This is a genomic window from Capnocytophaga sp. CM59 (assembly GCF_000293175.1).
GTDB lineage: Bacteria > Bacteroidota > Bacteroidia > Flavobacteriales > Flavobacteriaceae > Capnocytophaga > Capnocytophaga granulosa.
The window spans coordinates 57,520-80,408 of record NZ_ALNN01000005.1 but is presented as its reverse complement, the minus strand read 5'-3'; the positions used below and the strand labels follow the sequence as shown (position 1 = coordinate 80,408).

Genomic DNA, 22,889 nt, shown 5'->3' with positions numbered 1-22,889 from the left:
TGATTATTCTTAATTCGTTAATCATTAATCATTAATCGTTAAAAATGAATTTTTTAGCACATATTTTTTTATCAGGAGAAGAGAATGACCTGCTAAAGTTGGGGAATTTTATGGGAGATACCATACGAGGTAAGCAGTATCTGGACTATCCAGAAGAAGTACAGCGTGGTATTCTCCTACATAGGCAAATAGATACTTTTACCGATGCCCATCCTCTTTTTCGAGAAAGCAAAAGGCGGTTGGTGCCTCTCTATGGCCATTATGCGGGAGTGATTACAGATATTTTCTATGATTATTTCTTGACCAAGCACTGGCGAGTGTTCTCTTCGGAGGATTTCGATGGCTATATTGAGCGCTTTTATGCACTTTTGCAGGAAAAAAAGGAGGTGCTAAATCCCCAAATGCAGTCTATTGCTGGCTATATGATGCGAGATAATTGGCTTAAAGCCTATCAGACTTATACAGGATTGGCACGAATCCTCTATCAGATGGATAGACGAACCGAGTTTCGCTCCCAAATGCAGTATGCGATTACCTCTCTGCAAACCGAAGAACCTCTCTTTGAAGCCGAGTTTCTTCCTTTTTTTAAAGAAATACAAGAGTTTGTTATAGCAATTGACAAATAACAATCCTAACAATCCTTGGCAACTCAAAACTCAAAACTAACTATGTTTTTTCTCTCATTAGGTAGTAATCTCGGTAATAGGGCACAGTACCTCCAGCATGCACTCTTCCTCCTGCATCGTGAGGTCAGCAAAGTTGTGAAGGTATCGCCCTTATACGAATCCCCAGCTTGGGGGTTTAGCTCGGAGCCTTTCTATAATATCTGCGCAGAGCTACATACCGACCTACCTTTGGAGGCGCTCCTGCCGAGACTCCATGCTATAGAAGCCCGCTTGGGGCGTGTGCGTACCTCTCAGCCCTCGGAGGGTTATAAGGCACGTACCTTGGATATTGACATCCTCTACTATGATGATAAGGTCGTACAAACCGATACACTCTGCATACCTCACCCACAGTTGGCTTTAAGGCGCTTTGTCTTACAACCCTTAGCCGATATAGCTCCCGATTTTGTAGACCCTGCCAAAGGGCAAAAGATAAGCCAACTCCTTGAAGTCTGCCCTGATACGGCCTCTCTTACCTTAGTAAAACAGGACTTCGCCTTGCCTATGAACAAGGCTACCATTCCCTATCACTATATCACCATAGAGGGGAATATAGGCGCAGGGAAAACCTCCTTGGCCACCCGCTTGGCGGAAGACTTTTCAGGACAATTACTCTTGGAGGAATTTGCCACTAACCCTTTTTTGGAGGACTTCTACAAGCAGCCACAGCGCTATGCCTTGGCCACCGAACTGAGCTTTCTCAAAGACCGCTATAAGCAACTCCAGCATACCCTCTCCCTGAACGAACATCCCCTCTTGGTGGCTGACTATGCCTTTTCCAAATCGCTTATCTTTGCTCAAGAGACGCTTCCTAAGAAGGAATATGCCCTCTATGAAGAGCTGTTCTATTTACTTTTTGAGCGAATGATAAAGCCCGATTTGTATATTTACCTCCACCAACATACCGATACGTTACTAAAGAATATACAAAAAAGAGGGAGAAGTTTCGAATCGCCTATCTCTAAAACCTATTTAGAACGTATCGAGCAGAGTTATCTGTCTTTTTTGCAGCGTAATCCCTCGCTGCATACTCTTTTTATAGATGTCTCCTATATGGATTTTGTAAATAACCAAGACGATTACCAGTTTATTACTGCCCTAATTACGAAATAGATGCCTTTTTTCCAGCAACTCCATATAGCCGATACCCATGTTTATACATGGCAACTCACCGAGACGGTGGCGCAGCTTAGAGCTGGTCTCACCCTCTCCCAAGGGGAGGAAGAGCGGCTGATGACGCTCCATAGCCAGAAGAAGCAGCGGGAGTTCTTGGCTATTCGCCATTTGTTGCGAGAGGCACAACTACCTACCACAGCTCTTTACTATACCCCTGAGGGCAAGCCACTGCTTGAAGGGCCATATATCTCTATCACTCACAGCCAAGACTTTGTGATGATTGCCCTAAGCCCGCGCCCCATAGGGATAGACATAGAGCGCTGTACCCCCCGTATCCTTCGCCTTGCCCCCCGCTTTACCCCTTGGCAAGCCCCCCCCGATATGGACGAGCTTACCCAAATACAAGCCTATACCCAGCTATGGACGATCAAGGAAGCGCTCTATAAGATTGCCGACCAACCCTCGGTTCGCTTCTATGAGGATTTGCAAATACCTCATTTCCAAGCCCTCGCCCCTTGCCAACAAGCCCTCATCACCTGCCCCGAAGGCGATAAGGCCTACGAGGTACAGAGCTTTTTTTGGGAGGGATACATTTGGTCAATGGTAGGTGAAGAATGAAAAGAAAACAACTCAAAATTAAAAACTCAAAACTCAAAACTATTAAGAAATGGCCACGAATAAAAACGCCCAACTGCGCTATAAGATATTAGATGAGTGTTTTGCAAACAGATATAAGACTTTTGGCATACAAGAGCTTATAGAGGTTTGTTCGGATCGCCTTTCTGAATATTATGGGGAAGAAATTAGGATTTCCCGCCGCACTATCTATGATGATATCCGCTTTATGGAAAGTGCCGATGGTTTTGATGCCCCCATTGCCCGTATCAAGGAAGGAAAAAATGTATATTTCCGCTACGAAGATCCTCATTTTTCTATCCTTAAAAAAGAGTTGAGTGCCCCTGAAAAGGAAGTGATTACCAATGCGCTCTCTATCCTTGCACGAATTAAAAAGCTCCAAGGCTTCGAAGGCATAGAAGAAGTGGCCACCAAGATACAAGCGGTATTGGATATAGACTACCAAGAACAAATCATTGATTTCCAAGACAACGAATATCTCAAAGGCACTGAATATCTCAACGAGCTATACCACTATATACTCAACAAGCAAACTATCAAACTCTCCTATAAGCCTTTTACCGAGGAGGTTAAAGAGATGCCCCTTTCTCCCTATTACCTCAAGCAGTATAATAATCGTTGGTTCCTCTTGGGCTACAATGGCACTACGGATAGGTTGGAAACCTTTGCCTTGGACAGAATCCAAAAACTACAGGCAGACAAACATCCTTATCAAGAAAATACTATAGATTTCGAAGAATATTTTGAAGATATCATCGGAATTACTAACTTTGCAGACCGAGAAGTACAGACTGTGGAGCTGGCGCTAAGCCCTGAGATTATCCCCTATATAGCCACTAAGCCTCTGCATAGTTCCCAGCGACTCAGGGACAACAAAGTAAGCCTTAAGGTCAAGCTCAACTACGAATTGGAGACCCTTATCCTCTCCTTTGGAGAGAAAATAACTGTTTTATCCCCTATAGAGCTTAGAGAGCGTATCCAAAAAAGATTACAAAATGCACTAAATCAGTATGATATGAAAAAATAAAAAATAATTGTTCGTGTGCAAATACTTTGCACACAAGGGTTATACCTTTGCACCGTTCAAGAAAACGTTCTTTAAAACACCTGTGAGTATATTGATTTCTTTGATTGCTGGAAGTTTGAGTTATCCCTTTTTGGATGATTTAAGTTTCAGGTCGGCAATTGGCTTAGGATTTTCCTAAGTATAAGGTTACCAATGGATCAAGATAAATATAGCTATATTATATTGATATTGATTTATATTGATATTGAAAATATCATTTTTCTTGATTTCATAAGAACCTTCTCTGGTATATTATATTCATACAAGTAGAATAGAAATACAGGTGTTTTTTAGAACCATTTTAAAACTATATATAATGAAAACCCTTACCACAGAACAAATTAGCTATATACAAACTACCTTTGCTTCCTTAAAGCGTAAGGAGAGTTTCTTGGATTTACTCAATGAAGTGAAGAAGTTTATGGAAGGGGAGAATGCAACGCCTTTTTCTTTATCTTTCTTTACCCAATATGCCAATCCTAAGTTCTGTGAGTATGATAGGTATTATATCTTTAAGATCAAGAAGAAATCAGGAGGAGAACGTACTATTATGGCGCCTTATGATACATTTGGAGAGCTTTTACGATATTTTAATGTTGTATTACAAACCCTCTTTACTCCTCATACTAATGCTATGGGTTTTGTACCAGGCAAGTCTATTGCCACAGGGGCCCAAATGCATATAGGGAAGAACTATGTATATAACATAGATTTGAAAGACTTCTTTCATTCTTTTGAGCGAAAGAGAGTCAAATGGATGTTTACCCAAGCGCCCTTTAACTTATCAGGAGAGCGAGAGCCTTTGGCTTTCTTTTTAGCCTCCCTTTGTACCCACCCTATAGAGATAGAGGGGCAGACTCGTATTATACTCCCACAGGGAGCACCTACCTCACCTACCTTGACCAATATCCTTTGCTACGGCTTGGACAAGAAGCTTAGTGGCTTGGCCAAGCGTTTTGGAGCCACCTATTCCCGCTATGCGGACGATATTACTTTTTCTTCTAACAAAAGTATCTTCAAAAAAGAAGCTTTCCTAAGTGAGTTGCAACGTATCATCACCTCCCAAGGGCTGACTATCAATGAAAAGAAAACGCGCTTACAGCAGAAAGAATATCGCCAAGAAGTAACCGGCCTTATCGTAAATGAAAAGGTCAATACCTATCGACGTTATGTAAAGCAACTTCGTATGTGGTTGCATTATATAGAAACCTATGGATATAAGAAGGCAGAGATCCTTTTCAAAAAGGACTATGTCAAGGACAAAGGGCATATAAAAGAGGCTTCTTCTATGAAATTGGTGCTTGAAGGTAAACTTCTTTACCTCAAAATGGTAAAAGGAGAACAAGATTCGACCTACCTAAAGCTACAAGACCGCTTTAATAAAGCTTTTGGTTTGGATATCGAAAAATTATTACAGGTATGGGAGACTTATGGGATAGAAAAAGCGGAACAAGTGTATAGGGAAATGGGAATAGAGAACTTTAAAATATGCTCAGGAGCTACAGAAAAGGAAGCTGCGAGTTTTATTACTCTCTTAGAAGAGAATGGAATGAAAAATAGCTTGCTTAACATTCGTATATCTCGTAATCGTATAGGAAAATTGCTCTCTCCTTCTGAAATGATAGAAATTTTTGATAAGGAAGACCCTAAAGAAATTATGGAGAGTATGAAAGGTAGAATTATAAAATAATTTTTGACTATGGATAAGAACAAATATACCTTTGCTCAAGAACTTCTTAGGAGTTACAAGCTAACTCCTGAGCAGAAGGAGCGAGTCTTGGCACTGGTTGCTCGTGAACGTAATGAGGATATAGTGCGATTGGAGGAAAAAGTAGCTTCTTTGGAGAAGAATACACCTATAACTCCTACACCTATATCTGAGGAAGAAGAGCCAGATGAAATAGAGAAAGAGGTAAAAATTGAAGATTCTTTACCCAAGTATATATACCCTTTTTCAGGAAATGGATTAGCAACATTCTTATTGGCCTACAATCAAGATCCATTGCTTAAATATACCTGTCATACTATTGATGAAGGAGAAATACAGGGAGACAACATAATGGATTATATAAAAAAGATAGCTAATATAGATACCTATACAGTAAGAGAACACCAACGAATATTACAGGAAAGGATTTATGAATTATGTGATCTTGATAGAAATGGTAAAGAACTACTTAATGAGAAAGGGAAAAAAAAGAATAAATATTTTTTCAGTAAGAATATAAAGAATCTTATATTAGTTTATCTTACAGGAAAGGATTATGATGGAGAAAAAAAAGGATGGAGTTCGGATAATATAGAAATGAACTGGGCAAATGAGGAACTCTTAGCTTGGTCAGATGCCCATCCTGATTGTGTACCTCACCCTAATGGAACTTTAAAAAATAAACAAAAAGTATTTTTTAAATTCAAAAAACCTTTTACTTCAAGATTAAATGGTAGAAAAATACGAGATTTCTCTGAATTGGTAATACACTTTAAATATCTATTTCATATACGCTCCGATAATTCCCTAAAAAATTTATTAGAGTATAGAAATGAGAAGTGGAAGACAAAAATTGATTTTCATTTTGATGAAAAATTCTATGAAAATATAGAACTTTTTACTGATGTAGATAAATTATTACAAATATATGATGAAATATTGAAAGATATTACAGATACAATCCCTGAAAAAAATAAAAAATACAGATTAAAAGAAGGAGAAAAGCATAAAATAGTATTATCTTTCTATGAAAAAGAGAAAGAGGTCTATTTTGAGATCCTTCATATTCATCCTCATTGCCCTTTCTATTTAAAGACATCTGATAATGCGCTTGAAAGAATAGGAGATTTTCAAACAAGTCTTATAAATAAGATAAATGGAATAACCAACTTGTATATAGAAGCTGATTTTAAAGAAGAAGGGAAGAGCTATTGTATTAATCTATGGGAAGGTGAATGGGATGAGGGTAAAGGGAGACATTTTCGGAAAGTAGTATCAAAAGAAGAAATATCTCAAGTAGGAGGTGTAAAATATAAATTAAGGCTAAAATGAAGATATATATTATTGATGAACAAATAAATAGACAAATAGAGTATGGTTGGACAGAAGAACATTTTGCCCAATATAAGACTATAGTAGAAACTATTCATAGGGAGGAAGAATTTTTTGAGGATATCCTAAAAAATAAGGAGAATATTGTTTTTTTACACGAATCATTTCCTGATAAGAATACAAAAGAGAAAATATATCAGCGAAATAAAGAAAAAGCTATATCTATTGGAGTATTTAGTGGAAGTAAAAATGAACGAAGAAAGAGTGAGAATAGAATAGACTTACCTGCGGATGTATTCTATAAAAACTTGACTGTTTTTTTAGATAGAGTAAAAGAAGGAGATTTTAATATTGGCTATCTCCTATATGGTGCTTCTCCAGAGAGGGAGCAACAACTCTTATCCGAATTAGAAAAGAGGAATAATGAAGAAGATAATCTTGCTCCTATAGCTTCTATTTACAAAAATCTTCTATTTCTTACAAGTGAAGATTATATAGATAATCCTTTTGAAAATGCTCCTGAGGTAACTCTATATGAAGATGAAGAGAAGCGAGACTTCTCTGATAGTCGTTTGCACACTATTGTAAGTGAGGAATTAGATGGAGATAAATATGATAATATATTCATTCCTTTATGTTTTGGAAATTCTTTGTCTGACTATAATGGACTGCGATTAGCAGTTCATATACGTTGTACGAAGACTATAAACCAACTTAGTAATATCTATATCTATGGTTTTGTAGGCTATAAAGATTTATTAGAACACCCTTGTTTTAATATACTGAAGACTAAAAATGTCTTTCTGATTGATTATAGTAAAAAAGCCATACAAGAAGCAGATAAGAATACCATATCTTCTCTTAAGGAGGATGAATTGACTAAAGAGATACAAAAATTAGTACTCGCCGCTCCCAAAGATAATCATACAATTGCTAATGAATGGGCTATCTATAGATGGGTAACTACCATAGGAACAGGAGTTAGGGATGAGGGAATAGATATTATCAATAGAAATATTCAGCAAAACTTGTATTTCAAGTACTTACAAACTATTTATCCTGTCGTCAGAAACGAGCTAAGTGCAGTCAGAATAGAAAAGGACGATGAAAAATCTCCTAAAATATTGTATATAGATGATGAAGCAGAAAAAGGTTGGGATGAGATATTCGCTACCCTTCTTTGTGATGGAAGTAATTTGGACTATGAATGTCTGGAGGATGATATTAAAAAACTATCAAAGGAAGAGATAATAACTACTTCCATAAAGGGAATAAAAGAGAAAGATATAGATATTGTTATTCTTGATTTCCGACTTCATAATGCTGACTTTAGTAAAGAAATACCTATAGAGGAAGTTACAAGTATGGAAATACTAAAGCAGATAAAAGAATACAACAAAGGAATACAGGTGCTCATTTTCTCTGCCACGAATAAAATATGGAACTTGCAAGCCTTAGAGCGTTTGGGAGCAGATGGCTTCATAATTAAGGAAGCTCCAGAGAATAGTGTCAATCCCAACTTTACAGAAGAAACGATAGCTAACTTTAAGAGAATAATGGAAAGAAGTATCCGTATGATTTTTCTTAAAGAAGCATATACCATAACCAATATTATAAAAGAGAGCTTAGATATAAAACTTGAAAATAAAAAGCAGAATTTGAGATCTGAGATAATACTTCAACTTGATATAGCTTTTGAATGTCTTAAAAAGACGAGCGAAGATAATGCTTATTTTAATCTTTCTTATATATCTCTGTTTAAAATTATTGAACATATCAATGACTTTTATACAGATGAATCAGGAAAGTTTATAAAAATAGCAAAGGAACTAAAACCCATAGAATCTTATGATCAAAAGACTCAAATATTTAAAACAATTGAAGAAAACAAATATCCTTCCACAAAAGATAAAATATTATTTATCTATGAAAAATCTTTAAATGGAGATCCTAAAAAAATTGTTGCTAATATAGGGGCAATTTGTAAGAATAGAAATAATATTATACACCCTAAGACTATCAAAGAGTCTAAAAAAACAACAGCTCAAGAAAATATCGTATTACTAAATACAATTTATACTATAGTAAAACAACTCAAAACTCAACATTAACCACTCAAAACTAACCATTATGTCCGCCATTTTTAACCATTTTCAAGACCTTACCCTTACCGATGACCAACACAATGCCTTGGAAAAGATAGAAAAATTTCTCTCTTCCGATGCCCAAATATTTATCCTTAAGGGATATGCAGGAAGTGGGAAGACAACCTTGCTTAAGGGATTGGTCAGCTACCTACAAGAGGAAAAAACACAGTGCCAAGTCATGGCACCTACAGGGCGCGCCGCTAAGATTTTGCGTAAGAAGGTAGGACAAGGAGCTACTATACACAGAACAATCTATGCTTTTGATGATGTAGAAACAGATGATGAAACATATAAGTACAGATACCCAGTGAGGATAAATGAAGCAGAGGGGCAGGTGCTCATTGTAGATGAGGCTTCTATGGTTTCTAATGTTGAAAATAAACAAGAGTTTTTCCAATTTGGCACAGATATTCTCTTGGCCGATTTGCTAACCTATAGTCGTGTAAGGGGAGGACATAACAAAATGATCTTCGTTGGTGATCCTGCACAGCTCCCTCCTGTAAGCGATTCAGTATCTCATGCTTTGGAAGAGGATTTCTTCCTATCTAAATCGCTAAAAGTAGCACAAGCAGAACTAAAACAAGTGGTGCGACAAGGGGACAATCTTATTCTTAAAAATGCAACGACTATCCGTCAGCTCATAGCAAATCCTATCAAGTCTGAACTGACCCTTGATTATGATGGAGACTTTGTAAAGATAAGCACTGAAGAGATTACCTCCCAATACACCGATAGATACCCTATGCCTGAGCTGGGACAGGGAGTCGTGATTGCTTATTCTAATGGCAGCTGCCTGCATTATAATCAGAATATCCGTTCAAAGATATTTCCTAATTCGCCTAATGTGGTAGCAGGAGATATCCTACTTATCAATCAGAACAACTATAATGGAGAAATAGAACTGTTTAATGGGGATATGGTAAAGGTTATAGAAGCCGCTAATGAAGTAGAAACACGTGAAATTCCTTTAGAAAAAGATGAAAAAACAGGCAGAAGAAAGCATATTACCATCTCTTGGAGAAAAGTAAAGATATGCCCAGAAGGAAGTGATATGATATTGGACTATTATATTATTGATACACTGCTTAATTCTATAAACAGAGATCTCTCTATAGACGAGAAGAAGGCTCTTTTCGTTGATTTTATGATCCGTTTTGATACAAAAAGTAAAGGTCAATACGACAGACATTCTCAAGAATTTAAGGATATGCTGAAGAATGACCCTTATTTCAACGCACTACGGGTAAAGTATGGCTATGCCATTACTTGCCATAAATCACAAGGGGGCGAATGGGATACGACTTTTGTGGATTATTCTGGGCGAACTGGACTTAACAATGATGCCTTGCGCTGGAGCTATACCGCTACCACTCGTGCGGTAAAGAGGTGTTATGCGGCTAATGCGCCTTATACTACTTGCTTTTCTTCTTTCCAAATATCAGAAATAGGAGCGGTTTCCAAAATGCCGAATGAGACTTTTAGTCTAAGAAATATTCCATTATCTCCTTTCCATAAGGAAGGACAACATCGCGCTAAGAGTTTGAAATACTGGGAGGTAGTGGCCAATTTGGAAAATACACCTTATAGGGTGGAACAGGTAGAGAGCAAAGGAGACTATCAAGAGCGTTATACTATTAGTAATGGGGAGCAAGTGGATGTGTTTGATGCTTTTCATTCTGGGGCGGGTGTTTTCAAGGATTTTACCCCACTACATCATGGGGCTACTCCGTGGCAATCGGAAGTATTGATCTTGCTGAACAGGCCTAATGATGAGATGCTTTTTGAAATTGATTATACCCCATCTACACCGCTTTTTGAAAAGCTATACGGACTGATGCAGTCTGCTTGTGAGGATACAGAGGTAGTCATTACTAATGTAGAAGAAAAACCCGCCAACTATATAGTGCTCTATTGCTTAAGAACAGACGAGGGTAAGGGGGCTTATATACAGTTTTATTTCAATAGCAAGCAGCAACTCACAAGGGCTATGCCTAAATCCATGAAAGGGGCAGACGACCAAAAACTACAATTACTAATCCAAAAACTAAAAGAATATGTCATTTAAAGAAATAACCCAGCTACGCAAGGAAGGAAAATTAGAGGAAGCACTTACCTATGCTCAGGAAGATTATAATAAAGAGCCTGATAATATATGGAATAAAAGATCTCTAAGCTGGGTGTATTATGAGTTTGCTAAGAAGGCCGCAGCAGAGAGTAATATCAATAATTTTTTGGAAAATGTACAGAAAATCAAAGACTTGCAGATGCCTCCCGAAGAGAAGATGGTCTTTGATACCCTCATATGGGAATACCGAAAACTGCTGGCGAGTACCAAAGTAGGGGAGAAGGTAGATTTCCAAAAGGCCAATAGCTTATATCAGAGTCTTAAGGGAATGTATTTTACATTGCCTTCTAAGGAGTTTTCTGTACTTGTAACCGCACTACACAAGGTGTTTAAGGAGAGTTATCAATATACAGAGGTCATGGGTAAGTGTCTCAAGTACCTTCGCCCTGAGGATTTCTTGCCAGAGGTATATAATGACAGAAAGCAGATGCCTTTGGCCGAGCGTATTTATTATGCTTATGGGAAAAACATCCTAAAAGGAGAACCTACCTCCAATGGTTTTGGAGAAATAACCTATAATGTGAATAAGGAAAGGGTTAGGGATTTCCTTCCTACTTTGGATAGCTGGATAGAAGCACATCCCGAATATACTTTCTTGCCTTATTACAAAGCAAAAATGGAACTCCTTTTGGGAGATACCGATACACTCACTACTTTCTTGCCTTTTGCTAAGAAGAAAAAGAATGATTTCTGGGTATGGCAGCTCCTTAGTGAAATTGTAACAGACAAAGAAAAAGAGTTTGCTTGTCTATGTAAGGCCTTAACCTTAAAGACGCCCGAATCTTTCTTGGGGAGAGTGCGTACAAGTCTCGCTAAGCAACTGATAGAAAAGCAACTCTATAATGAGGCACGTACTGAGATAGAAGCGGTGCTAAAGGAGAAGCAAGAAAGCGGACACAAAGTGCCTAATCAGCTACAACAATGGCAACAAGAATCTTGGTATGCTCAGGCGCAACCACTTAATGATAACAAAGTTCTATATAATAAGTATAAAGGGCAGGCAGAGGCTATTCTATATGAGGATATTCCTCAAGAGGTCATAGTGCTTTCTTATGTGAATCAGGAAAAGAAAATAGCTAATTTTGTCAAGAACAAACAAAAACAGGGCTATTTCAAGTATGATAAACTCCTGAGGAATCCTCAGGTAGGGCAGGTGCTAAAAGTACGTATGGAGGTCTTCGACGAAGAGAAAAATGCCTATACCTTACTCACCGCTCAGGAGGATAAAACCGCTACTTGTGAGGCACTAAAAGAGCAAGAGGGAGTACTTAGTATAAAAGCTTCAGGTGTTGGTTTTGTCACTGATATCTTTGTAAACCAACAGCTTATAGAGAAAAATCATTGGACAAATGGCCAACTTGTAAAAGTCACTGCACTCCTTTCTTATGATAAAAAGAAAGAAAAATGGGGTTGGATAGCTATTTAAAGGAACTAACTCAAAACTCAAAATTAACAACTCAAAACTCAAAAATGCGTATTCTTGCAATAGACTATGGTACCAAGCGTTGTGGTATCGCGGTAACCGACGAACTCAAGCTCATTGCCTCGGCACTGGCGACGGTAGAAACAACTGAGCTACTGGATTTCTTACAGCAATACTGCTTAGCGGAACCAGTGGAGCGAATCATTGTAGGCCTACCCAAGCAGGTCTCTGGCGAACTCTCAGAGAGTGAAATGGCCATAGCTACTTTTATTGAAAAGCTCCAAGAAAAACTCCCTGAGATACCCGTCTCCCGTTATGATGAACGCTTTACTTCCAAAATAGCCTCCCATATATTGGTGGAAAGCGGCACTAAGAAGAAAAAACGACAGGACAAAGCCCTCTTGGATCGCATCAGCGCCACACTTATTTTACAGGATTATTTGAGTTCTTTGTAATAAAAAATGACTTTACTCGAACAAGTATATACCCCTGCGGATATCCGCCATTTCTCTCCCGCTGAGCTTAGGCAGCTAGCGGGGGAGTTGCGCCATTTTATCATTAATGAAGTAGCTACTAAGGAAGGCCATTTAGGGGCAGGCTTGGGCGTGGTAGAACTGACTATTGCCCTGCACTATGTGTTCAATACCCCTGAGGATATATTGGTCTTTGATGTTGGTCACCAGGCCTATCCCCATAAGCTTCTTACAGGCAGGCGTGAACGCTTTGCTACCAATCGCCAATGGGGTGGCCTTTCAGGTTTTCCAAGGCGCAAGGAGAGCGAATACGACCCCTTTGGTACAGGCCATGCAGGTACTTCCCTCTCGGCCGTATTGGGCATGGCTACCGCGGCAGTGCTCGAGGAGAATTTCTCACGCAAGCATGTGGCTGTCATCGGGGACGCTTCTTTTGTCAATGGCATGGCCTTGGAAGCACTCAACCAAATGGGGGATAGCAAGGTCAATATGCTGGTGGTACTCAATGACAACCAAATAGGCATAGACCCCTCCACAGGTGCTTTTCGCTATTACTTGGAACGCTTGGCCAAGGGAGCCGATAAGGGCAGCTTCTTTGCTGACTTGCAAATAGAGTATCTAGGCAGCTATGATGGGCATTCCTTCGAAGAGCTAATTCCTATACTAAGCCAGGCAAGAGATTTCTTTGGGGTACAGCTAGTGCATATCCGTACTACCAAAGGCAAGGGCTACCAAAGGGCAGAAGAGCGACAGACGCTTTTTCATGCCCCAGGCAAGTTTGACCCCGCTACGGGTATGCTTCTACCTCAGCAGAGGCAACAAACGAAGTTTCAGGACGTTTTTGGTCATACTCTCTGTGAGTTAGCCGCCGAGAACAAGGCAATTGTGGGCATTACTCCTGCCATGGTAACAGGTAGTTCGCTCCACTATATGCAGCAACAATTCCCTGCTCGCACCTTTGATGTAGGCATAGCCGAAGAACATGCAGTTACCTTTTCCGCAGGATTGGCCACTCAAGGGCTGCTGCCTTTCTTGGTCATTTATTCTACTTTTCTGCAAAGAGGCTATGACCAACTCATTCACGATGTAGCTTTGCAACAGCTCAAAGTGATTTTCTGTATAGATAGGGCAGGCCTAGTGGGGGAGGACGGTGCTACCCATCAGGGAGTGTTTGACATTGCTTACTTGCGTTGTATTCCTAATATAGAAATTTTTGCCCCTCGCAATGAGGTAGAATTACGTAATATCCTCTATACCGCCCAACTCCCTGAGCAAGATAAGGCGCTGGCCATACGCTACCCTCGTGGTTATGGGCAGCTAACGGTGTGGCAGTTACCTTTTGAGAAAATAGAGAAGAAAGGGGTACAACTCCGCGAAGGCACACGCTATGCGGTGCTTTCGGTCGGTACCATAGCCGATGAGGTCGCCCAAGAGATAAACCAGCACCCTGAGGCTGAAGCTTTTGCTCATTACGATATGCGATGGATTAAGCCCTTAGATGAGGAGCTTTTGCATCATGTCCTAAAAAAGTATGAGGTAGTGATTACTGTAGAGGAGGGGTGCAAAGCGGGCGGTTTTGGAGAGAGCATTGTGGTCTTTGCCAAAGAAAAAGGCTACAGCCTCCCGATCAGAATCGTAGCCATAGCCGATGTCTTTGTAGACCATGGCTCAGTTGCTCTGCAACGTGCCTTTACAGGTCTTACCAATTTTCTAGCTGAAAAGTAAAGCCAAAATACTTGAGACTGCGTATATGGGAGATAAACTCAAAAGATTATTTCCCTTCTATAAGGTGTTCGTATGCGTCCCATCCTTTGGTGCCTTTGTATTCCCATATACTACTGGCAGGAACATAGATATGCTTGAGCTTCCTATCATTTTCAAAGATAGCGCGATCAACTCCCTTTACAGAAGTTATTGTAGGAGGGGTTTTTGCCTCTATGATGACAGTCTCTAAGTTCTCACAATCGGCAAAGACTCCTTGATCTATCTGCGTGATGCTCTCAGGTAGGGTGATACTTACTAATCCTGTATTGCTGAAGGTGTGTGGGTGTATTCCTTTTATCTTTTGGCTTAGGACAACCCTTTTTAAACTTTTTAGATTCTGGAAAGCACGTGCTTCTATGATTTCTACATTCTCTCCTATGACAATGGATTCCAATCGGCTACAATTCTTGAAGACATCAGTTGCGATTTTCTTTACTTTTCTCAGGTCTTCATCTTCATTCATATTGATATGTCTGATGCGAATGGAGAGCCATTGTTTAAGTACCTCTCCCTCAAACCGATCTCCTTCGTTTTTTTCGTATACCAACTCATAATCATAATTCTGTGAAGGAGAAGCTCCTAAGCTAATAAACTGATCAGACCAGCCTGTATTAGTTTTAGGCCCATAAAGCCTCTTGTTGGATAGGTCTATATAGAAATCACCTTCACTCCCTAAGCTATTGTTAGGGGCGCCAGAGCCAGAGAAAAGGCTATTTTTCTTTGTATCAGAAGGGGCGGAATGTCCATCTTTGCCTTTCTCTCCGTCGGCTCCTTTGGGGCCTTGCGCACCCTCCTTACCATCAGCCCCTTTAGGCCCTTGTGGCCCTTGCGGCCCTGGTTGTCCGTCTTTGCCATCAGCCCCCTTGGGCCCTGGTGCACCATCTTTACCATCGGCTCCCTTCGGCCCTTGTGCGCCGTCCTTGCCGTCGGCTCCTTTAGGGCCTTGCGCGCCGTCTTTGCCATTTTTCCCATCAGCACCTTTAGGGCCAGGCAACCCGTCCCTGCCGTCTTCTCCTTTCTCTCCCCGTTCGCCTTTGAGGCCTTTGAGCCCCCGCTCACCTTTAAGCCCTCGTTCGCCCTTGTCGCCTTTATCTCCCTTGCTACCAGGGATACCTTGCTCTCCTCGTTCGCCTTGGTCTCCCTTGTCACCCTGCTCTCCTTTGAGACCTTTATCCCCTTTATCTCCCTTCAGACCTTGGTCGCCCCTCTCGCCTTTGTCTCCCTTATCCCCTTTGTCTCCCTTGTCTCCTTTCTCGCCCTTATCCCCTTTGTCGCCAGGGATACCTTTTAGGCTAAGGGGATTACCCCAGCCATCAGCGGTTTTGCTACCATAGAGCTGGGCATTTGCAAGGTCTATATAATAGTCGCCAATATTCCCCAAAGCTGCATCAGGCGCTCCCATTCCCGAATGAATGATATTACCTTTCTGTACTTCAACACGTTCAACAACCGTTTCCTTTTGACAACTGATAACTATCCAAAGCCCTATTAGGGCACTGATAAAAAAGAGAACCCTCTTCATAATCATAACTATTTAGTGTATTTGTACTACAAAGTTAAGAAAAAATTAGCAAATATCCTAAAGGTTTCTTTGTTTTTTGTAAGTTGTTGAAAGATAGTAGGTTTTGTATAAAAGTCAGGTTTTTTTAGGGTGAAGAAGTAAGGATATTTATGTAAATTAGCTGCTATAAAAGAGAATTTTTGCTATTAAAACCTTTATCTATGTAAGAGGTTGTATTTCTCAAAACGTCCATTTGCCAATGAGTTCCTTAGCAAGATGAAACTCATTGGCAAATGCAAATAGCCTTTTAACTATGATTTGTATCAATAACCAAATAACTCTTTAGCGCCTCTACATAGCTCTCAAAAGCCAATAGTCCCTTATGGGTGAGGGTGATTTCGGTATTGGGATAGTTATCCTTGAAGGACTTGGTAACCGAGATATAGCCTGCGGTTTCTAGTTTTTGTATCTGTACCGAAATATTCCCCGAAGTGGCCTTGGTAGCCTGCTTTATCCGAGCAAAATCAGCCTTTTCCTCTGCTATAAGTAAAGAAACTATGGCCAATCTGAGTTGGGAGTGCAAGATGGGGTCTAAATCACTGAACATCTCTTTGCTTTTTGTAGTTAGTATAGAACTGTATTCCTGGAATAAGGAATAATAAGCAGGCCAATACGGCACAGAGTAGCGGCAAGGCGATTCCATAGTGGAAGAACAACACACTATAGGTGAGTACAATTCCCATGATAGAGGTCACTACCCACAAGGAAACCCTTAGGTGTAGGGCGATCGCCAAGGATACAAATGAGAAAGGCAGATAGATTACCAGCATAGCAATCTCGTAATTTTTCCAATTGCTAAAAGGCAAGCAAAAGCAAGAGATAGCCCCCAGTCCTGCCACGAGCCAAAGCCAGTCAAGCGGGTCGGTACGCTTTTTCTCTTTTCGGTTTCTCGCGCCCTCTTTCATTTTTGAGAAGAAGGAGATAAAGAATCCCAAGGGCATCAGTACGCCCCAGCCTATCCATGAGTAACGGGGATAGTAATTCGTGGCAAGCATCACAAATTGTATGATTCCAGAGAGGCAAATCAATACACTCCAAAAGATCAAGAAGAAACCATTTTCTTCATACTTTTGCTTTCTTTGACGAATGATATCTTGAATGAGTTTCAAGCTATCGGCAGGTTGTAGTTCCATGATGATATAAATTTAGGGTTTTAAATACGATGCAAAGATAAATAAGTTTATTTTATAAACCAAATATTTTTTAAATTATTTTTATTGTTAATTGATATTTTTTTACAACAAATTGATTATTAATTGTTTACATCGTAATAAAAGAAAAACGCCAGTAATGATACATCATTACTGGCGTTTGTTATTAGTCGTTAGTCACTAGTCATTCGTCACTAGTCACTAGTCATTATCTATATGAGTTTGCGTCCGTCGTATTTGCTAGCTTTGATATTGGAGAGGTCAAAGTGCTGGAAGCTCTTCATATAATTGATGATAGAGGTACCATTGGCATCGGCAAGGGAGGCTTTTCCTTCGGACTTAAAGAAGGTCTTCACACTGCTAGCGCCCAGCAGGTGAGCAGCAGCTAAGATGCCTGATTCGGTAATAGGTACTCCCGCAAAGTTCTTGCCTGCAAAAGTGGTAATCTCATGCTGGAGCTTCCACTTATTGTGTGCTAAGCTAGCGTAAAATACGCTTTCTTGTAGGGCGGGGCTACTAAGAAATTCTGATTGGGAGACACCGTAGAACTTCAAGGCCGATTTGCCAAACTGGTATTTGCCTACATGTCCATACGGATTGGTAATAAAGTAGTTGTTGCGGGACTCACGGTAACCCATTTTTTCTTTGAACCCTATGAAATCATTTTGGTGATTCATAGGAGAGAGGCGCGGAGTGTTCTCGGTCACTTGGCTTACACTCACCTCACGTGGGGCTTGTACTCTTAGACTGGCATGAAGGTCTTTTTGAGTGCCTAAAGAAGGCGTCAAAACAGTAGCCACTACAGCAGAAATTCCCATAGGAAAGAGAAAATCCTTGGTCATAGAAAGGTACTTTTTCTTGTTCTTAAGCATTTTCTGTTATTTCTTTAAGACTGACCCCTTTGCTAAAAACTGTTAGGAAAGGGTGCTTAAAATTTCACAGGGCAAAAGTACGTTTTTTCAGCAACAAAGCAATATACCTGATTAAAGTTTAGTTAATTCCTTAATTTTGTTTGGAAAAAGGAATTTATTAATAAAAACAAGAATTTCCAAAAAGGAAAACCTTTTGTGTTATTAAGAATTAAGGTTTATTTTTAACTCTCTTACAATAGTTTTTAACACTCCGTCATGGTCGTTGTCTTCCTCTGTTTGATAGGTAGCTACCTGCTTTACTTCTTCTTGGGCATTCTTCATGGCATAGCTATAGGTAGCTCTTGCAAGTAGTTCTAAATCATTGAGATAGTCTCCGAAGGCCATAGTCTCATTGGGGGTGATGTCTAAGGATTCTTGTAGGGCTGTCACGGCTACCCCTTTGTTGACCCCTGCATTGGTGATATCTATCCAATAGGCACCAGAGATGGTTACCTTTAGTCCTTCTTGTGAGAAAGAAGAGAAAGCAGGAAAGGAATGTTCGCGAGCGCCCCTAGGGTCAAGCAGCGTGATTTGGAAGATATCATCCTCAATTTCAGACAAGTCTGTGACCTTCACTACGGTATGGTGATATATACGTACCTGCTCCTCGGCATAGGGGGTAGTGGGAAATAAGTAGGTAGCCTTCTTGCCGCAGAGTCCAACGGCCATACCTGTAAATTGCCTATAGCGCTCCAGCACCTGCTGGATATGGTAGGGTGCGATGGCATTCTGATAGACCTCCTTGCCATTTACATTGACAAAGGCGCCATTTTCAGAGATAAAAGCCATATCATCTTTGATAGGGTCAAAGAATTGTAACAGGCTCAGATACTGCCGTCCACTGGCCGCACAGAAGTAGATGCCGCGCTGGCGAAGCTGCTCGAATACGCACATAAAATCCTTGGGCAACTCGTGACGACTGTTCAGGAGTGTCCCATCCATATCGGAAATAATGAGTTTGATCATCCTTGACTAAGGTTAAGTTCTTTGAGTACTTCAGTGGCTTTTTCCCATTGGTCTTGGAATACATAGACTTGCTGGTTGCCCCCCAAGGCTCCATAGCCCGCAATAGTTGCTGAGGCCATTGGGTCTTTGATAATAGGGGTAATATCCACTTCCTGTAGCGCAGCCTTGAGAAGGGTTACCGTAGGCATATCCCCTTCAAAGAGTTTTTTGAGTTCTGTTTTCATGTTCTAATGCTTGATAGGTTGGTTTTATTCTCTTTTGAAAGAGGTCATGTATCTTGTTGATTTTTGGCGCGATGGTGAAGATACAATAACCCCTGTCGGTATTATTCTCGTAATAGTTCATCAGGTATTCCTCTTGGGCGGGATAGAAGGTGCCCGCGGGGACGATTTCGGTTACTATAGGAGTATCAAAAGCCTGTGCTATCAGCTCTCGGCTAAGCAAGGCCGCTTGGCGTTGGCTTTCATTGAGGTAAAAGATTGCCGAGCGGTACTGCTCGCCCTCATCATCCCCCTGCTTGTTCAGAGAGGTAGGGTCGTGTGCTTGCCAGAAGACTTCCAATATATCCATATAAGAAAGCTGCTTGGAGTCATAGGTGATACGTATAGCCTCGGCATGGCCTGTGGTGCCCTTGCACACCTCTCGGTAAGAGGGATTAGGCTGATGGCCTCCAGCAAAACCTACCTCCACTTGCTCTACGCCAATGAGTCGTTTAAAAATAGCCTCCGTACACCAGAAGCATCCTGCTGCTATAATAGCTACTTCCATAGAATCTTTTCTTGATGGCAAAAATACAAAATAAATGAATAGTGAACAATTAAAAGTGAATAATTTTTGCAAAGAGTCTTTGTTGTAGTTGCAAAATATTTCAACAGCTAAGCGGAGAAATTAAAAAAGCGGTGAATAGTGTTTTTTTACTATTCACCGCTTACTTTACACTGCTATTTTACAGTAAACATACTGCTTTTGAGAGTATAAATAAGAGTTTTATTTTCATCTATAGTAGGTTCCCATTTCTTATCATTGAGAAGAACCTCATATATATGAATATTTGTACCACACTCTACTTTAGTAAGTTCTACTCTAATGGTTAATTTTACAGCTATACCAGCGCCTTCTAGGGAAAAGATATTTTCCCTTTTTCTAAAACCATTTTTTTCAGAATCATCAATTACAGCTAGAAAGCATACGTAATCACCAACTCCTCTTTCTTTATAGAGATGCCCCTCATTTCGAAGCATATCAACTCTTTCTTTCCCTTGATCAGAGATCTTATATATGGAAAGTTCGTTTTTAAAGTTCACTAGGGCACTATCCTCTTTATCTATATGAAAGCCAAAATCTCTATAAGGAGGAATAGAGCAGTTAGGATAATTAGGATAATTAGGATTAGAAGAATCTTTTTCCTCTTTTTCTTTATGGCAAGCCATAAAAGTCATAACAGTTGCCACAGCAACCAAAAGTAAATATATTTTTTTCATAACAAGATTTATTTAATATCAATGGCATTTTAAATAGACATGAGTTCAATATAACGAAAACTCCCACAAAGCCAGCGAGTGCTCACAGCTGGGTATGTGAAACACAGATTCCATAGATTTTTATGAGATTGTGGGAGAAAAATATAATTTTGCTTACCTCGAACACACGTTATTTTACAGTAATCATACTGCTTTTGAGGGTATAAATAGGAGCTTTATTTTTACCTATAGTAGGTTTCCATTTCTTATCATTGAGAAGAACTTCATATATATGAATGGCTGTACCACAACGCCCCATATCGGTAAGTTCTGCCCTGATAGTTAGCTTTATAGCTATACCAGCACCTTCCAAAGAATAATTTATTTCTCTTTTTCCAAAATTATTAAGCCCAGTCCTTACAGCAACGAAGCTTATATAATCACTATTTTTATCTCCTTCAACAGATTCAAGAGTGCCTTCTTCTTCTGGAATATTATCAACCCTTTTTTTCCCTTGATCAGTAAGCTTGTATATAGATAGTTCTTTTTTGAAGTTTGCTAAAGAAACATCTTCTTTATCTATATAGAAATAAAAATACTCAAGTGGAGGAATAAGACAACGATAACCATCATCTTTTTCTTCTACCTCTTTTTCTTTATGGCAAGCCATAAAAGTCATAACAGTTGCCACAGCAACCAAAAGTAAATATATTTTTTTCATAACAAGATAATTGTAATTTCTATTATAAAAAATTGGAAATTTCCTCATCTCTAAAGAGCACCACAAAATTACGTTTTGAGAAAATAAAAAGCAAATTTTTTAACAGAAAAAAGCACAAAAAACAAGGCTGCCTTTTGGCAGCCTCATCATCTTCTTGGGTTATCTAATATTAGGGTTGTTATTAACTTCGTCTTCGGGGATCAGTAGGGTAATCTTAGGATCATTGTACTGGAAGGTCTCCCCATTGTATTGTATATGGTTATTACCACGGGTTACACTCCTTTTGTTGCGCTTAAGCGAGAGATAACTCTTTCCCTCTCCCCATAGCTCTATACGGGTGTTAAGGTAGATATCATCTAGCAGTGCGGTATCAGTAAGACTATCTACATAGGCGACATCAGCAGCAGCGGTAACCTCTGGATAGCGCAAGGTAAGGAGTTGCTTATAGAGTTCCTTCGCTCTGTCTTCATTGCCTTGTTTGGCCAAACCTTCGGCAGCCAAGAGGTAGAACTCATCTACACGCATATAGAGGTAGTCAGTGGTAACGACCATCTGTCCTTTGCGGGTACGTCCAGGGGCAAAGAATTTATTGACTGGGCGATGACGATTGTTGAGCGATGGGTCGGGATCCACATTGTCGTCATCAAACTGCTTTTTGCGTAGGTCATTTGCTCTTATCTGTCCATAAAGTCGGTCATCTATCGCCTTGATCTCATCGGCATCGGCATAGCCATAGGTGAAGATATCCACTTGTGACCACCAAGATACCTCGGTGATGTTGTTCTCGGCCAAGATGTCAAGTCCCCACATCCAGCTGGGTGTATTCAGATCATTGAAGCCGCCCCCTTGCTTGGTAGCTGCATCATAGTAGGTCTCCTTGCGAGTAGTAAGGGGGTAACCGCTATGCTCTACTATATCCAGTGCCAAGCGGGTCATCTCGTTATTATTGCCCATAGCTCCATATACATAGGCTAAGAGGCCCTCGGCTACATACTTGTCTATCATACCCTTATTGCTACGGGTAAAGCCGTTGAGGTCAGCTACCGCCTTGGTAAGGTCACTCACGATTAGGGCATACACCTCAGACTGGCGTGCCTTGCCTTTTCCTACCTTGTTGGCCTCGGTATAGAGCGGGATAGAAAGCGCATTGGGGTCATATTCGGTGGTAAAGAGCTGTAGCAGATAGAAATAAGCGTATCCCCTGAGGGCATGTGCTTGGGCTACGATATATTTCTCATCATCATTCTTGGGGGTACCTACCTGTGCCAAAAGGTCATTGACGGTATATACTACCTTATAGTAATAGCGCCAAGGGGTATAGTTCTCTGCGGCACTAAAGTCCTGAGTGGCTTGCAGGTTGGCTACATTGGAAAACCAGCCGTAATAGGATTGAGAGAACGCCATATCGCCAGAGAGCATATCCATATAGATGTCATAACTCTTCTGTCCGAAATCCTCCGCACGGGGATAATCTTGTCCTGGACGTGTATTGGCCGAACGTGGTTTGGCCAGCATCACATAGAGACCATTGAGCTTCTCCTGTGGCTCAGCTCCTGAGAGTGTTTCGGAAGGTTTGGTCTCCAAAAAATCCTTTTGACAGGCAGTAAGTGCCATACTCACTGCCAATAGTCCTATATATATCTTCTTTTTCATGGTTGTTGTTT

Annotated in this window: 21 protein-coding genes; 11 read left to right on the top strand and 10 right to left on the bottom strand. The window is 40.3% G+C overall.

The window, feature by feature from the left end; all coding sequences use genetic code 11:
• Nucleotides 1-44: 44 nt before the first annotated feature.
• The 11 genes from HMPREF1154_RS01750 (at nt 45) to HMPREF1154_RS01700 (ending at nt 14,416) form a co-directional block, all read left to right on the top strand.
• Nucleotides 45-626, top strand: coding sequence for an acyl carrier protein phosphodiesterase (locus HMPREF1154_RS01750; RefSeq protein ID WP_009640782.1), 582 nt, complete (start codon nt 45-47; stop codon nt 624-626).
• Nucleotides 627-668: 42 nt separating this feature from the next.
• Nucleotides 669-1,778 (top strand): 2-amino-4-hydroxy-6-hydroxymethyldihydropteridine diphosphokinase, encoded by a 1,110-nt coding sequence (folK, locus tag HMPREF1154_RS01745; protein ID WP_009640834.1) that lies wholly within the window; start codon nt 669-671, stop codon nt 1,776-1,778.
• Nucleotides 1,779-2,399, top strand: a complete 621-nt coding sequence (locus HMPREF1154_RS01740) for a 4'-phosphopantetheinyl transferase superfamily protein (RefSeq protein ID WP_009640787.1) — start codon at nt 1,779-1,781, stop codon at nt 2,397-2,399. It abuts the gene before it with no gap.
• A 49-nt stretch (nt 2,400-2,448) separates the two neighbouring features.
• Nucleotides 2,449-3,444 carry a helix-turn-helix transcriptional regulator gene (locus tag HMPREF1154_RS01735; RefSeq protein ID WP_009640853.1) on the top strand — a complete coding sequence of 332 codons (996 nt, stop codon included), beginning with the start codon at nt 2,449-2,451 and terminating at the stop codon, nt 3,442-3,444.
• 355 nt (nt 3,445-3,799) lie between these two features.
• Nucleotides 3,800-5,173 (top strand): reverse transcriptase family protein, encoded by a 1,374-nt coding sequence (locus tag HMPREF1154_RS01730; RefSeq protein ID WP_009640769.1) that lies wholly within the window; start codon nt 3,800-3,802, stop codon nt 5,171-5,173.
• A 9-nt stretch (nt 5,174-5,182) separates the two neighbouring features.
• Complete coding sequence (locus HMPREF1154_RS01725) at nt 5,183-6,523, top strand: hypothetical protein (RefSeq protein WP_009640783.1); 1,341 nt, start codon at nt 5,183-5,185, stop codon at nt 6,521-6,523.
• Nucleotides 6,520-8,634 (top strand): response regulator transcription factor, encoded by a 2,115-nt coding sequence (locus tag HMPREF1154_RS01720; RefSeq protein ID WP_009640871.1) that lies wholly within the window; start codon nt 6,520-6,522, stop codon nt 8,632-8,634. Before HMPREF1154_RS01725 ends, HMPREF1154_RS01720 begins: the two co-directional genes overlap by 4 nt.
• Before the next feature lie 19 nt (nt 8,635-8,653).
• Complete coding sequence (locus HMPREF1154_RS01715; RefSeq protein ID WP_009640814.1) at nt 8,654-10,735, top strand: ATP-dependent DNA helicase; 2,082 nt, start codon at nt 8,654-8,656, stop codon at nt 10,733-10,735.
• Nucleotides 10,725-12,221: a DUF7017 domain-containing protein gene (locus HMPREF1154_RS12965; protein ID WP_009640885.1), complete on the top strand. Its 1,497-nt coding sequence runs from the start codon at nt 10,725-10,727 to the stop codon at nt 12,219-12,221. The genes HMPREF1154_RS01715 and HMPREF1154_RS12965 overlap by 11 nt, the downstream gene beginning before the upstream one ends.
• Before the next feature lie 44 nt (nt 12,222-12,265).
• The gene (gene ruvX, locus HMPREF1154_RS01705; protein ID WP_009640815.1) at nt 12,266-12,673 is read left to right on the top strand and encodes a Holliday junction resolvase RuvX; all 408 of its coding nucleotides are present in this window, start codon (nt 12,266-12,268) and stop codon (nt 12,671-12,673) included.
• 6 nt (nt 12,674-12,679) lie between these two features.
• Nucleotides 12,680-14,416, top strand: coding sequence for a 1-deoxy-D-xylulose-5-phosphate synthase (locus HMPREF1154_RS01700; RefSeq protein ID WP_009640755.1), 1,737 nt, complete (start codon nt 12,680-12,682; stop codon nt 14,414-14,416).
• A gap of 46 nt (nt 14,417-14,462) precedes the next feature.
• Here the strand turns inward: HMPREF1154_RS01700 and HMPREF1154_RS01695 are convergent, their stop codons facing one another.
• From HMPREF1154_RS01695 to HMPREF1154_RS01650, 10 genes are all read right to left on the bottom strand, one after another.
• Nucleotides 14,463-15,977 carry a collagen-like protein gene (locus HMPREF1154_RS01695; RefSeq protein ID WP_009640821.1) on the bottom strand — a complete coding sequence of 505 codons (1,515 nt, stop codon included), beginning with the start codon at nt 15,975-15,977 and terminating at the stop codon, nt 14,463-14,465.
• A 286-nt stretch (nt 15,978-16,263) separates the two neighbouring features.
• Nucleotides 16,264-16,563, bottom strand: coding sequence for a winged helix-turn-helix domain-containing protein (locus HMPREF1154_RS01690; RefSeq protein ID WP_009640773.1), 300 nt, complete (start codon nt 16,561-16,563; stop codon nt 16,264-16,266).
• On the bottom strand, nt 16,553-17,149 hold the full coding sequence (locus tag HMPREF1154_RS01685; protein ID WP_009640824.1) for a hypothetical protein: 597 nt from the start codon (nt 17,147-17,149) through the stop codon (nt 16,553-16,555). The genes HMPREF1154_RS01690 and HMPREF1154_RS01685 overlap by 11 nt, the downstream gene beginning before the upstream one ends.
• Before the next feature lie 230 nt (nt 17,150-17,379).
• Nucleotides 17,380-18,039, bottom strand: a complete 660-nt coding sequence (locus HMPREF1154_RS01680) for a hypothetical protein (protein WP_009640758.1) — start codon at nt 18,037-18,039, stop codon at nt 17,380-17,382.
• A 201-nt stretch (nt 18,040-18,240) separates the two neighbouring features.
• Nucleotides 18,241-19,044, bottom strand: a complete 804-nt coding sequence (locus HMPREF1154_RS01675; RefSeq protein WP_009640846.1) for an HAD family hydrolase — start codon at nt 19,042-19,044, stop codon at nt 18,241-18,243.
• Complete coding sequence (locus HMPREF1154_RS01670) at nt 19,041-19,268, bottom strand: putative signal transducing protein (RefSeq protein ID WP_009640841.1); 228 nt, start codon at nt 19,266-19,268, stop codon at nt 19,041-19,043. Before HMPREF1154_RS01670 ends, HMPREF1154_RS01675 begins: the two co-directional genes overlap by 4 nt.
• Nucleotides 19,240-19,812 carry a peptide-methionine (S)-S-oxide reductase MsrA gene (gene msrA, locus HMPREF1154_RS01665; RefSeq protein ID WP_009640792.1) on the bottom strand — a complete coding sequence of 191 codons (573 nt, stop codon included), beginning with the start codon at nt 19,810-19,812 and terminating at the stop codon, nt 19,240-19,242. Before msrA ends, HMPREF1154_RS01670 begins: the two co-directional genes overlap by 29 nt.
• A gap of 173 nt (nt 19,813-19,985) precedes the next feature.
• Nucleotides 19,986-20,525, bottom strand: coding sequence for a hypothetical protein (locus HMPREF1154_RS01660; RefSeq protein WP_009640749.1), 540 nt, complete (start codon nt 20,523-20,525; stop codon nt 19,986-19,988).
• Between the two features lie 169 nt (nt 20,526-20,694).
• The gene (locus tag HMPREF1154_RS01655) at nt 20,695-21,225 is read right to left on the bottom strand and encodes a hypothetical protein (protein ID WP_009640879.1); all 531 of its coding nucleotides are present in this window, start codon (nt 21,223-21,225) and stop codon (nt 20,695-20,697) included.
• Between the two features lie 159 nt (nt 21,226-21,384).
• Nucleotides 21,385-22,878: a RagB/SusD family nutrient uptake outer membrane protein gene (locus HMPREF1154_RS01650; protein WP_009640788.1), complete on the bottom strand. Its 1,494-nt coding sequence runs from the start codon at nt 22,876-22,878 to the stop codon at nt 21,385-21,387.
• Between the last annotated feature and the right edge of the window lie 11 nt (nt 22,879-22,889).